At 75.8% G+C, this 11,904-nt stretch carries 11 protein-coding genes; 4 read left to right on the top strand and 7 right to left on the bottom strand.

Annotated features, from left to right (window positions below):
- Positions 1 to 309: 309 nt before the first annotated feature.
- Entirely contained in the window at positions 310 to 576 is a 267-nt protein-coding gene (locus tag F1544_RS18535; protein WP_167587600.1) for a DUF2277 domain-containing protein, read from the bottom strand.
- 160 nt (positions 577 to 736) lie between these two features.
- Between F1544_RS18535 and lexA the strand changes: the two genes are divergently transcribed.
- A complete protein-coding gene (gene lexA, locus F1544_RS18530) occupies positions 737 to 1,474 on the top strand; it encodes a transcriptional repressor LexA (protein WP_167587599.1) in 738 nt (245 codons plus the stop codon).
- Positions 1,475 to 1,575: 101 nt separating this feature from the next.
- Here the strand turns inward: lexA and F1544_RS18525 are convergent, their stop codons facing one another.
- From F1544_RS18525 to hflX, 3 genes are all read right to left on the bottom strand, one after another.
- The gene (locus F1544_RS18525) at positions 1,576 to 2,244 is read right to left on the bottom strand and encodes an aspartate/glutamate racemase family protein (RefSeq protein WP_167587598.1); all 669 of its coding nucleotides are present in this window, start codon (positions 2,242 to 2,244) and stop codon (positions 1,576 to 1,578) included.
- Positions 2,245 to 2,349: 105 nt separating this feature from the next.
- The gene (locus F1544_RS18520) at positions 2,350 to 4,392 is read right to left on the bottom strand and encodes an ATP-dependent DNA helicase (RefSeq protein WP_308470174.1); all 2,043 of its coding nucleotides are present in this window, start codon (positions 4,390 to 4,392) and stop codon (positions 2,350 to 2,352) included.
- Positions 4,393 to 4,468: 76 nt separating this feature from the next.
- Positions 4,469 to 6,061 carry a GTPase HflX gene (gene hflX, locus F1544_RS18515; RefSeq protein WP_208972167.1) on the bottom strand — a complete coding sequence of 531 codons (1,593 nt, stop codon included), beginning with the start codon at positions 6,059 to 6,061 and terminating at the stop codon, positions 4,469 to 4,471.
- Positions 6,062 to 6,246: 185 nt separating this feature from the next.
- Between hflX and F1544_RS18510 the strand changes: the two genes are divergently transcribed.
- Positions 6,247 to 6,864 carry a class I SAM-dependent methyltransferase gene (locus tag F1544_RS18510; RefSeq protein ID WP_167587597.1) on the top strand — a complete coding sequence of 206 codons (618 nt, stop codon included), beginning with the start codon at positions 6,247 to 6,249 and terminating at the stop codon, positions 6,862 to 6,864.
- Here F1544_RS18510 and dapF read toward each other — a convergent pair.
- Both dapF and miaA read right to left on the bottom strand, forming a co-directional pair.
- The gene (gene dapF / locus F1544_RS18505; RefSeq protein WP_308470173.1) at positions 6,851 to 7,888 is read right to left on the bottom strand and encodes a diaminopimelate epimerase; all 1,038 of its coding nucleotides are present in this window, start codon (positions 7,886 to 7,888) and stop codon (positions 6,851 to 6,853) included. The genes F1544_RS18510 and dapF overlap by 14 nt on opposite strands.
- A complete protein-coding gene (gene miaA / locus F1544_RS18500) occupies positions 7,885 to 8,820 on the bottom strand; it encodes a tRNA (adenosine(37)-N6)-dimethylallyltransferase MiaA (RefSeq protein WP_167587596.1) in 936 nt (311 codons plus the stop codon). Before miaA ends, dapF begins: the two co-directional genes overlap by 4 nt.
- Positions 8,821 to 8,928: 108 nt before the next feature.
- Between miaA and F1544_RS18495 the strand changes: the two genes are divergently transcribed.
- Positions 8,929 to 9,225 carry an antitoxin gene (locus F1544_RS18495; RefSeq protein ID WP_167587595.1) on the top strand — a complete coding sequence of 99 codons (297 nt, stop codon included), beginning with the start codon at positions 8,929 to 8,931 and terminating at the stop codon, positions 9,223 to 9,225.
- Positions 9,226 to 9,399: 174 nt separating this feature from the next.
- On the opposite strand, the gene miaB is transcribed toward F1544_RS18495, so the two are convergent.
- On the bottom strand, positions 9,400 to 10,974 hold the full coding sequence (gene miaB / locus F1544_RS18490) for a tRNA (N6-isopentenyl adenosine(37)-C2)-methylthiotransferase MiaB (RefSeq protein ID WP_167587594.1): 1,575 nt from the start codon (positions 10,972 to 10,974) through the stop codon (positions 9,400 to 9,402).
- Between the two features lie 108 nt (positions 10,975 to 11,082).
- Between miaB and F1544_RS18485 the strand changes: the two genes are divergently transcribed.
- Complete coding sequence (locus F1544_RS18485) at positions 11,083 to 11,868, top strand: amino acid ABC transporter ATP-binding protein (RefSeq protein ID WP_167587593.1); 786 nt, start codon at positions 11,083 to 11,085, stop codon at positions 11,866 to 11,868.
- Positions 11,869 to 11,904 lie beyond the last annotated feature (36 nt).

Raw genomic sequence — 11,904 nt, 5'->3', positions numbered from 1 at the left:
GCGCAGCGGGGCCGCGGCGGGCGGCGGGACCAGGCGTAGCGCGCGGGCCTCGCGCGGCACGGCGGGGCGGCAGCCCGGGCGGGGCCGCGGGACGAGGGACAGTGGGGCGAGGGCGGTGGCGCTCACGTGCAGAGACCTCCAGCTCGGGGCGCCGGTTCGAACGGGTGTTCGATCCGACTCCGCAGTTGTACCACCTGTGCAGCGGTGGTGGTCAACCCCGCATTCCTGACGGGGCGACGTGCCGGAGGCTGCCACCCGGGTACGACACGACCCCTCCGCGAGCGGGGCCGGCGTCGTGCCGGGACCGCCTCAGGCGAACCGGCGGGCCGAGCGCTCGCGCGCCCGGGCCGCCTCGACCTCGCGGTCGCGGGGCGCCGCGGTGGTCACGAGGGAGGCCAGGAGCTCCTCCGTCGCGAGCGCGACGGCGGCGACCGCCCGGTCGAAGGCCTCGGCGTTGCGCTGCGAGGGAGCGGTGGAGCCGGACACCTTCCGCACGTACTGCAGGGCGGCGGCGTGCACCTCCTCCCCCGACGCGGGCGGGGCGAAGTTGTGCAGCTGGCGGATGTTCCGGCACATGCCTCGAGGGTAGGCACCGCGCCCCGCTCCGGCGAGGGAAGACCGCGACACGTTCGAACAGGTGTTTGATCTTCCGCACCGCGACTGGCTAGCGTGGTGCGTGGACTCCGGGCCCTGGAACGGACCTGGGACGAGGAGCTCGAGGACGAAGGAGTGGGACGTGGCCGCAGGAGTGGACGACACCGCAGGCGCCGGGGGGCGGGCGTCGGTGCACCAGCTGCCGGACGGGCCGCTCGACGCGGCGGGACTGACGCCGCGCCAGCGCCTGGTGCTGGAGTGCATCCGGGACGCCGTCGAGCGCCGCGGGTACCCGCCCAGCATGCGCGAGATCGGCACCGCGGTCGGCCTGACGAGCCCGAGCAGCGTGGCCCACCAGGTGAAGGCGCTGGAGCGCATGGGCCTGCTGCGCAAGGACCCGCGCCGTCCGCGCACGCTCGAGGTCGTCGCGCCGCCCGCGGCCGTGCCGGCCTCCGCCATCGGCGTGGTCACCGCCGACGACCCCTCGGGCGCCGACGACCGGCCCTCGCCGACGTGGGTGCCGCTGGTCGGGCGCATCGCCGCCGGTGGGCCGATCCTCGCCGAGCAGCTCGTCGAGGACGTCTTCCCGCTGCCGGCCCAGCTCGTCGGTGCCGGGCAGCACTTCATGCTGCGGGTGGTCGGGGACTCGATGGTCGACGCGGCCATCTGCGACGGGGACTGGGTCGTCGTGCGCCAGCAGCCGACCGCCGAGAACGGCGACGTGGTCGCGGCCATGATCGACGGCGAGGCGACCGTGAAGGTGCTGCAGCGCAAGGACGGTCACGTCAAGCTGCTGCCGCGCAACCCCGTCTACGACCCCATCGACGGCGACGAGGCGACGGTGCTCGGCCGCGTCACCGCCGTCCTGCGCAGCCTCTGAGCCCCTCCACCTCGCCCGGACGCCGCCCCTGCGCGGGCGGCGCCGGCGCGGTGGTGGCCGCGCCACCTCCCTCGGTCGGCCGATGGGCCGGCCGGCCGGGCTCAGATCGCCGCGCCGACCACCAGCTCGACGGCGCTCTCGACCGCGAGGCGCGGGGTGGTCAGGACGGGCACGGACAGGTCGCGCAGCAGCGGGGCGGCCCCGACCATGCTCGCCTGGGCCAGGACGACGACGTCCACCCGCTCGCGGCTGCCGAGCACGGCCCGGCGCACGGCGTCGGCCACGCCCGTCGCGTAGGTCAGCAGGTCCCCGTCCTCGAACGAGGACCACGTGTCGTTGCACTCGACGTCGACGAGCTCGACGTCGCGGCCGAACTCGGCGGCGCACTCGCGCAGCAGCGGGTGGACGGTCGCGGCCGCCTCGTCGAGGGAGTTGACCACGGCGATGCGGCGCCCGGCCCGCACGGCCGCCTCGGCCATCGGCCGGTCCACGCGCAGCACGGGGATCCCCGCGGCGCGCCCCACGGCCTCGGCCTGCGCGCCGATCGTCGAGCAGGTGCACACGACGACGTCCGCGCCGTCGCGCAGCAGCCGCCGCAACCGGTCCTCGACGGAGGCGCTGACGGCCTCGACGCCGTCGCGGCGGGCCGCGGTCAGCAGCCCCGTGTCGACCAGGTGCGCCTCGCGCAGGCGCGGGTCGCGCTCGGCGAGGATCGTGCGGAAGGCGCGGACGTGCGCGTCCGCGGTGTGCAGGAAGCCGATGGTGCCCACGTCCGGAGCATGGCACCCCGGCCGGGCGGGCGTCTGCCGGTCCCCGGCGAAGTTCACCCCGTCGCCGCGCAGCTCTGCGTCACGTCCACCCACTCCTCGTGCCCGTCAGGGGGCCGGTGGGGTCTGTGCGAGCCGGCGCAGCGCCTCCCGGGCGACCTCGGGTGAGGTGGTGGGCCAGAAGTCCGGCAGCGTGTCGCGCAGGAAGCCGCCGTAGCGCGCCGTGGCCAGGCGGGCGTCCAGCACCGCGACGACCCCGCGGTCGCCCGTGGCGCGGATCAGGCGGCCCGCACCCTGCGCGAGGCGGACGGCGGCGTGCGCGGCGGAGACGGTGAGGAAGCCGTTGCCGCCCGCGGCGTCGACGGCCTTGGCCCGCGCGGACATCAGCGGGTCGTCGGGGCGGGGGAACGGGATGCGGTCGATGACCACCAGCTGGCAGGACTCCCCCGGCACGTCGACGCCCTGCCACAGCGACATCGTCCCGAACAGGGACGTCCCCGGGTCGGCCGCGAAGGTGCGCACGAGCTTGGGCAGGCGGTCGTCGCCCTGGCACAGCACGGTGCGCCCGGTGCGGCGGCGCACCTCCTCGGCCGCCTCCTCCGCCCCGCGGCGGGAGCTGAACAGGCCCAGCGTGCGGCCGCCGGCCGCGTCCACCAGGGCGGCGAGCTCCTCGAACACGGCCTCGGAGGCTCCGCTGCGCCCCGGCGGGGGCAGGTGGCGGGCGACGTAGAGGATGCCCTGGCGCGGGTAGTCGAAGGGGCTGCCGACGTCGACACCCGTCCACGGCGCCTTGTTCCCCGCCGACGTGCGCAGCCCGAAGGCGCCCGCGACGGCGTCGAAGGACCCGCCGACCGCGAGGGTCGCGGACGTGGCCACGACGACGCGCTCGGAGAAGACGCGCTCGCGCAGCAGCCCGGCCACCGACAGGGGTGCCACGTGCACCGAGGGCGCCCGCGCCGCGGCCCCGGGGCCGCCGGCCGTCACCCAGGCGACGTCGTGGTCGGAGTCGTCGCTGAGGCGGTCGGCGACGGAGAAGACCTCCTGCAGGGCCGCGCGGGCGAGCTGGCGGGCCCCGCGGTTCTCGGGGTCCTCCTCCTTCAGCGCGCCCTCGGTGGCGTCCTTGAGGTCGGTCAGGGCCGTGCGCGAGGCGTCGCGCACGCTGGTGACCGCCAGGCGCAGGGGCTCGGGCCAGCGGTCGAGGCGGCCCGGGGCCGCGTCGTCCAGCGCGGCCTCCAGGGCCACGGTCGCGTCGTCGAGGGCGTCGGCCACGATGCCCGCGGAGCGCCGCAGCCGGCGCGAGGCGGCGTGCAGGACGGCGGCGGACAGCTCGGCCGTGGCGACCGCGGTGACGCGGTCGGCGAGCTCGTGGGCCTCGTCGACCACGAGCACGTCGTGCTCGGGCAGCAGCTGGCCGCCCTCGAGCGCGTCGATGGCCGTGATGGCGTGGTTGGTGACGACGACGTCGACCGTGCGGGCCCGGGCGCGCACGCGCTCCGAGAAGCACTCCGCCGCGACGGGGCAGCGCTGCGCGCCCAGGCACTCGCGCGCGGACACCGAGAGCTGCCGCCAGGCGCGGTCGCTCACGCCGGGGTCGAGCTCGTCGCGGTCGCCCGTCTCCGTCGTCTCGGCCCACTCCCGCAGGCGGACGACGTCGCGGCCGAGCCGGCCCGTGTCCGCCCCGGAGTCCGAGGTCGGGGCGCCGACGTCGAACAGCGCCCCCTCGTCGGCGGGGAAGCCGCCGTCGAGCTTGTTGCGGCACAGGTAGTTCGCGCGCCCCTTGAGCAGCTCCCACGTCGGCGCGCGGTGCACCAGCGGCGTGAGGGCCTCCGCGACGCGCGGCAGGTCGCGGTCGACGACCTGGGCCTGCAGCGCGAGCGTCGCCGTGGTCACGACCACGGTCTTGCCCGTCGTCACGGCGTGGGCCACGGCCGGGACGAGGTAGGCCAAGGACTTGCCGGTGCCCGTGCCCGCCTGCACCAGCAGGTGCCGGTGGGTGCGGACCGCGTCGGTGACCTCCTGGGCCATCCGCTCCTGGCCCTCGCGGCGCTCGCCGCCGAGGGCCTCCACCACGACGCCGAGGAGGTCGGCCGCCTCGCGGCTGCCGACCTCCTCCCCCGTCGCGGGGCCGTCGGGCGTGGTCGTGGTGCTCACGCCTCCATCGTCCCCGAGATCAGGACCCGGCGCGGACGTCGTCCACCGGACCCGGCCGTCCCCACCGTCGCGCGCGTCAGGCGGTCGCGGCGCGGAAGGGGTCCAGGTCCGCGGCGAGCCGCGGCCGGACCCGGACGCGCATGCGCGTCCCCGCGTCGGTGTGCTCCTCGGTCAGGACCTGCCCCGTGGTGTGGGCGCGGTGCACCAGGTCACCGCGCTCGTAGGGCACGCACACGTCGAGCTCGACGTCCGGGACCGGCAGCCGGCCGGCCACGAGGGCCCGCAGCTCCTCGACGCCCTGGCCCGTGCGGGCCGAGACGGCGATCGAGCCGCGCTCGCGCCGCAGCAGGCGCTGCAGCACCTCCGGGTCGGCGGCGTCGGCCTTGTTGATGGCCACCAGCTCGGGGACGTCCTGCGCGTCGACGTCGGCGAGGACGGCGCGCACGGCGGCGAGCTGCCCCTCCGGGTCGGGGTGGGACCCGTCGACCACGTGCAGGACGAGGTCGGCCTCGGCCACCTCCTCCAGCGTGGAGCGGAACGCCTCGACGAGCTGGTGCGGCAGCGAGCGGACGAAGCCGACCGTGTCGGTCAGCGTGTACGGCCGGTTCTCGGGCGTGAGCGCCTTGCGCACCGTCGGGTCCAGGGTGGCGAAGAGGGCGTCCTCGACGAGGACCCCCGCCCCGGTCAGGCGGTTGAGCAGGGACGACTTGCCCGCGTTGGTGTAGCCCGTGATGGCCACGGACGGGATCGAGCGGGTCAGGCGGACCGAGCGCTTCTCGTCGCGGGCGGTCTTCATGCCCGTGATCTCGCGGCGCAGCTTCGCCATCCGCGTGCGGATGCGACGGCGGTCCAGCTCGATCTTCGTCTCACCGGGACCGCGCGAGCCGATCCCCGCACCGGCGGCCACGCGGCCACCGGCCTGCCGGGACATCGACTCGCCCCAGCCGCGCAGGCGCGGCAGCAGGTACTCGAGCTGCGCGAGCTCGACCTGCGCCTTGCCCTCCCGGCTCTTGGCGTGCTGGGCGAAGATGTCGAGGATCACGGCCGTGCGGTCGACGACCTTGACCTTGACGATGTCCTCCAGCCCGCGGCGCTGGGACGCGGAGAGCTCGCCGTCGCAGATGACCGTGTCGGCGCCCTCCTCCGCCACCAGGTCGGCGAGCGCCGCCGCCTTGCCGGCCCCCAGGTAGGTGGCCGGGTCGGGCGTGGCCCGCCGCTGCAGGACGCCGGCGAGCACGTCGGAGCCCGCCGTGGCCGCCAGCGCGGAGAGCTCCTGGAGGGAGACCTCCGCCTCGGCGTGGGTGGAGTCGGCCGAGGACCAGACCCCCGCCAGCACGACGCGCTCGAGGCGCAGCTGCCGGTACTCGACCTCGGTGACGTCGGTGAGCTCGGTCGACAGGCCCGCGGCCCGGCGCAGGGCGCGGCGGTCGGCGAGGTCGAGCTGGTCGCCGTCGAACGCGGAGCGCTCCTGGGTCGCGGGTGCGTCGGCCTCGACGTGCCCGGACAGGATGCGCGCGAGTGCGCGGTCGAACTCGGCGTCCGAGACGCGCTCGGGCTCGGCCGCCGGGACGGCGCCCGGCTCCTGCGCGGCGCTGCGAGCGTCGGAGCTCCGCTGCTCCTCGGCGGCCTGCTGGGCCTCCGCGGACGCTCGGCTGTAGCGCTTGTTCATGGACCTCCTCGGTCGGTACCGGGACGCGACCGCACCGGACGGTGCTGCTGACGTCGTGACCCAGCGTCTCAGTCAACGATCGCGACGGCGACGCTATTTCAGCGTGGCGGCCGCCCGGCGCGCCCGTCCACAGCCCCCGAGGTCCACGGACCGCGGGGCCCGCGCGGGCCACCTACCCTGTCCGCGTGAGCACGACGGACGGCGAGCACTACTTCACGGCCCGGCCCGCGACGGCCGACGAGCGCCGGGAGCTGCACGTCACCCTGGCGGAGCGCGAGCTGGTCGTCACGACCGCCCGCGGGGTGTTCAGCGGCGACCGCGTGGACCGGGGCACGGGGGTGCTGCTGCCCCTCGTGGAGCCCGACGACGAGGCGGAGGGTGACGTCCTGGACCTCGGCTGCGGGTGGGGGCCGATCGCGCTGAGCCTCGGCCTGGCCCAGCCGAAGCGCACCGTGTGGGCCGTGGACGTCAACGAGCGGGCCCTGGACCTCGTCCGCCGCAACGCCGAGGCCCTGCGGCTCGACGTGCGGGCGGCGCTGCCCGACGACGTCCCCGCGGACCTGCGCTTCGCCGAGATCTGGTCCAACCCGCCGATCCGCGTGGGCAAGCCCGCGCTGCACGCGCTGCTGCAGCGCTGGTGCACCAGGCTGCTGCCGGGCGGGCAGGCGCACCTCGTCGTGCAGAAGAACCTCGGCGCGGACTCCCTGCACGCCTGGATCGCCGACGGCGGGGTGCCCGACGTCGACGTCGAGCGCACCCTCACCGCCCGCGGCTTCCGGGTGCTGACCCTCACGAGGCGCTGAGCGCGCTCCCCGCCGGGGCCGCCAGGAGGGTCTCGCCGATCGTGCCCTGCGCGACGAGGACCGCGGGGCCGGTCAGCCAGACGGTCCCGGCCACGAGGCTCGAGCCCTCGGCGACGGACACCACGAGGTCCCCGCCCGGCACCTCGACGCGGTAGACGTCGGGCCCGCCGGCGCCGGCCCAGGCCCGCACCGCGAGCGCCGCCGCGCACGCGCCCGTCCCGCACGAGCGGGTCTCCCCCGAACCGCGCTCGTGCACGCGCATCCGGACGTCGCCGATGTCGGCCACCGCGTCACCCGTCACGTCGACGCCGAGCAGCGGGACGACGAGCTCGACGTTGGTGCCGTGCGGCGGGACGGGGTCGACCTCGGGGGCCACCGTGAGGTCGGCCTGCTCCAGCTCGGCGGGCTCGGCCAGCGCCACGACCGTGTGCGGGTTGCCCAGGTCCAGCGACAGGGCGGGGCGCACGACGCCCAGGCCCACGACCGCGACCAGCGCGTCGGAGCCGTCGGCGAGCGCCTGCTCGCCGCCCGTGAGCCGCCACGCGCCCATGTCGGCGGTCCAGCGGCCGTCGGGCTCGCGGCGCAGGCGCTTGACGCCCGCCCGGGTCCCGACGCCGAACCAGCGACCGTCGCCCGCCTCGGCGGGCAGGAAGCCCTCGCTCAGCAGCAGCTCGGCGAAGACCCGGACCCCGTTGCCGCACATCTCGGCCAGGGAGCCGTCGCCGTTGCGGTAGTCCATGAACCACTCGGCCTCGGCGGCGACGTCGGCGCCCTCGGGCAGGGCGGCGCTGCGCACCACGCGGATCAGGCCGTCGGCCCCGATGCCGGCGCGGCGGTCGCAGATGCGGGCCACCTCCTCCGCCGTGGGGGTCCAGGCGCCGTCGGGGTCGGTGACGAGGACGAAGTCGTTCTCGGTCCCGTGGCCCTTGGTGAAGGGCAGGGCGCCCACCCCCACGGGCGCGTCGGGGGCCGGGGCCGCCTCGCGGGAGGACGACGGGACGGTGCCGGCGGTCTCGGTGCTCACGCGGGGGAGCCTACGGCGCGCTCCTGGGCGTCCAGCAGCTCCTCGACGGCCGCCGCGAGGGCGTCCGGGTCGCTGCCGTCGGGGGCGGGGAGCCAGTGCACCCGGGGGTCGCGGCGGAACCACGACTCCTGCTTGCGGGCGAAGCGGCGGGTCAGGCGCGCCGTGGCCTCCGCGGCCTCCTCGAGGGTGCCGTCGCCGTCCAGGGCCGCGAGGACCTGCGCGTAGCCGAGCGCGCGCGAGGCGGTGAGCCCCTCCCGCAGCCCCTGCTCCGCCAGCCGCCGCACCTCCTCGACGAGGCCCGCGTCCCACATGCGCCGCACGCGGGCGTCGATGCGGGCGTCGAGCTGCTCGCGCGGCACGGCGAGGCCGACCTGCAGGGCGGGCCGGACGTAGCGCGGCTCGGGCAGCGACGCGGCGAACGGCTGCCCGGTGAGCTCCCCGACCTCCAGCGCGCGCACGGTCCGGCGGCCGTTGGACGGCAGGATCCGCGCCGCCGCCTCCGGGTCCCGCTCGGCCAGGAGGGCGTGCAAGGCGACGGCGCCGCGCTCGGCGAGCTCCGCCTCGAAGCGGGCGCGCACGGCCGGGTCGGTGCCGGGGAAGCGCAGGTCGTCCAGCGCGGCGCGCACGTACAGCCCGGACCCGCCGACGAGCAGCGGCGTCCGCCCGCGCCCCTCGACGGCCGTGAAGGCCGCGCGGGCCTGCTGCTGGTAGCCCGCCACGTCCGCCGCCTCGCTCACGTCGAGGACGTCGAGGAGGTGGTGCGGCACGCCGCGCCGCTCGGCGGGCGTCAGCTTGGCGGTCCCCACGTCCATCCCGCGGTACAGCTGCATCGCGTCGGCGTTGACGACCTCGGCCCCGCCGGCGAGGCGGTGCGCGAGGGCGACCCCCACGTCGGACTTGCCCGACGCCGTGGGGCCGACGACCGCCACCACGAACGGCCGGTGATCGCATGTCGAGTGGCCCACCGCGGCATCGTGGCAGACAGTGGGGCACCCTCTGGAACGCCAGAGCAGGCCAGCAGTCAGCAGGAGGAGATCACCGTGGGAACGCTCGACTACCTGAAGAAGGCGGCCGAGGAGGCCGTCACCAAGGCCGGGGCCTTCGCCGCCGAGCACAAGGGCACCGCGACCGGTGCGCTGGACAAGGCCGCCACCTTCGTCAACGAGAAGACCGACGGCAAGTACGCCGACACGGTCGCCAAGGCCGCGGGCGCCGCGCACACCGGCGTCGGGAAGGTCACCGGCGCGACGGCGTCCGCGACCCCCACGACCGACCCCGGCACCCCCATGACCGGCGGGGTCGCCTCCGACGGCACGCCCATGACGGGTCCGCGGTGACCATCCCGACGACGCCGCCGTCCTCGCCCGAGCCGCCCTCGCCGGTGCCCGCCCCGGGCCGCCCGGGTGAGCCGCTCGTGCCCGAGCCGGGCCCCGAGCCCGCACCGGCGCCCGAGCCGTCGCCGGGCCCGATCCCGCTCTAGGCGGTCCGTCCCGGCGCCCTGCGGTCCCGCCTCAGCGGGTCCGCAGGGTCGGCAGGCCCAGCGTCACGGGCCGGGGACCCGCCGCGGCGGCGGGTTCCGGCGACGCCTGCCGCGCCAGCCAGGCGTCACCGGCGCGCGTGCGCCGCAGGGCGTACGCCGTCGTGTCGTCGGCCTCGAGGTAGTGCGGGGCCCCGCGGGTGATCGTCACGGTCGCCACGTCGCCCGGGCGCGGCACCGGCGCGCCCGCGGGCACGCTGAAGTGCACGAGGCGGTTGTCGGGGGCCCGGCCCGAGAGGCGCTGCGTCGCCGCGTCCTTGCGCCCCTCCCCCTCGGCGACGAGGACGTCGAGCGTGCGGCCCGTCAGCGCGCGGTTCTCGGCGTAGGCGATCTCGTCCTGCAGGGCCGTGAGGCGCACGTAGCGCTCCTGCACGACCTCCTTGGGCACCTGGTCGCCCATCGTCGCCGCGGGCGTGCCGGGGCGCGGGGAGTACTGGAACGTGAAGGCGCTCGCGAAGCGGGCCTCGGCGACGACCTCCAGCGTCTGCTGGAAGTCCTCCTCCGTCTCCCCGGGGAACCCGACGATGATGTCGGTGGTGATCGCGGCGTCCGGGATGCCGGCGCGCACGCGGTCGATGATCCCGAGGAAGCGGCTGCGGCGGTAGGAGCGCCGCATCGCGCGCAGCACGCGGTCGGAGCCGGACTGCAGCGGCATGTGCAGGCTGGGCATGACGTTCGCCGTCTCCGCCATGGCGTCCACGACGTCGTCGGTGAAGCTCGACGGGTGGGGGCTCGTGAACCGGACGCGCTCGAGGCCCTCGATGCCGCCCGTGGCGCGCAGCAGCTTGCCGAACGCGAGCTTGTCGCCGAACTCGACGCCGTAGGTGTTGACGTTCTGCCCGAGCAGCGTCACCTCGAGGACGCCCTCGCCCACCAGCGCCTCGATCTCGGCGAGCACGTCGCCCGGGCGACGGTCCTTCTCCTTGCCGCGCAGGCTCGGCACGATGCAGAAGGTGCAGGAGTTGTTGCAGCCCACGCTGATGCTGACCCACGCCGCGTAGGGCGACTCGCGCCGGGTGGGCAGCGTGGAGGGGAAGACCTCCAGCGACTCGAGGATCTCGACCTGCGCCTCGGCGTTGTGCCGGGCGCGCTCCAGCAGCGTCGGCAGGGACCCCACGTTGTGGGTGCCGAAGACGACGTCGACCCACGGCGCCTTGCGGACGATCTCACCGCGGTCCTTCTGCGCGAGGCAGCCGCCGACCGCGATCTGCATGCCCGGCCGGCGCTCCTTGACGGGCGCGAGGTGGCCGAGGTTGCCGTAGAGCTTGTTGTCCGCGTTCTCGCGCACGGCGCACGTGTTGAACACGACGACGTCGGGCTCCGCGGGCACCGGCGAGGCCGTCCCCTCCGGGCCGGGGACCTCGTCGAAGCGGACGTAGCCCGCGTCCTCCAGCAGGCCCGACAGGCGCTCGGAGTCGTGGACGTTCATCTGGCACCCGAAGGTCCGCACCTGGTAGGTGCGCGGCGGCGCCTGACCTCCCGGGGCGCCGGCGGTGGCGGGGGTCGCGGCGAGGTCTCGCGAGGCGGTGGGGACGGTCGGCGTGCTCATCACGGTCAAGGGTAGGTCACCGCCCGCACGTCACGCTCGGATCACGATCTGCACGGCGCCGCGGCCATTACCTGGTCAACCTGCGAAGGGCCTGTACGTTCTGGCCCCATGAGTGACCAGCAGCGGTCCACCCACGCCGGCGCGAGCCCGTCGGGGCGGCGCCCGCTCGTCGTCCTGGAGGGCGTCGACAAGCACTTCGGGGCGCTGCACGTCCTCAAGTCCGTGGACCTGACCATCGCCCACGGCGAGGTCGTCGTCGTCATCGGCCCCTCCGGCTCCGGCAAGTCCACGCTGTGCCGCACGATCAACCGGCTCGAGACGATCGACGGCGGCCGCATCACCATCGACGGGGCGGACCTGCCGGCTGAGGGCAAGGAGCTCGCGCAGCTGCGGGCGGACGTCGGCATGGTGTTCCAGTCGTTCAACCTCTTCGCGCACAAGACGGTGCGCGAGAACGTCACCCTGGGTCCCGTCAAGGTCCGCGGGGTCCCCGCCAAGCAGGCGAAGGAGCGCGCCGACGCCCTCCTCGAGCGCGTGGGCGTCGCCTCGCAGGCCGACAAGTACCCCGCCCAGCTCTCGGGCGGGCAGCAGCAGCGCGTCGCGATCGCGCGGGCGCTCGCCATGGACCCCAAGGTCATGCTCTTCGACGAGCCGACCTCCGCGCTGGACCCCGAGATGATCAACGAGGTCCTCGACGTCATGACGGGTCTCGCCAAGGACGGCATGACCATGGTCGTCGTCACCCACGAGATGGGGTTCGCGCGCCGCGCCGCCGACCGCGTCGTCTTCATGGCCGACGGCGAGATCCTCGAGGACGCCGAGCCCGAGACCTTCTTCACGGCCCCCACGCACGAGCGGTCGAAGGACTTCCTGTCCAAGATCCTCACCCACTGACGCACCCGTACTCCCCGCGGCGAGACGGCCGCGCCC

Source organism: Kineococcus rubinsiae, assembly GCF_011839805.1.
GTDB classification, from domain to species: Bacteria; Actinomycetota; Actinomycetes; order Actinomycetales; family Kineococcaceae; genus Kineococcus; species Kineococcus rubinsiae.
The sequence above is the reverse complement of the archived record's forward strand: the minus strand, read 5'-3'. Positions and strand labels throughout refer to the sequence as shown.

Bases quoted from the DNA above. Each gene is read 5' to 3' on its own strand.
- F1544_RS18535 (WP_167587600.1), bottom strand. From the start codon at position 576: ATGTGCCGGAACATCCGCCAGCTGCACAACTTCGCCCCGCCCGCGTCG.
- F1544_RS18485 (WP_167587593.1), top strand. From the start codon at position 11,083: ATGAGTGACCAGCAGCGGTCCACCCACGCCGGCGCGAGCCCGTCGGGG.
- hflX (WP_208972167.1), bottom strand. From the start codon at position 6,061: ATGAACAAGCGCTACAGCCGAGCGTCCGCGGAGGCCCAGCAGGCCGCC.
- miaB (WP_167587594.1), bottom strand. From the start codon at position 10,974: ATGAGCACGCCGACCGTCCCCACCGCCTCGCGAGACCTCGCCGCGACC.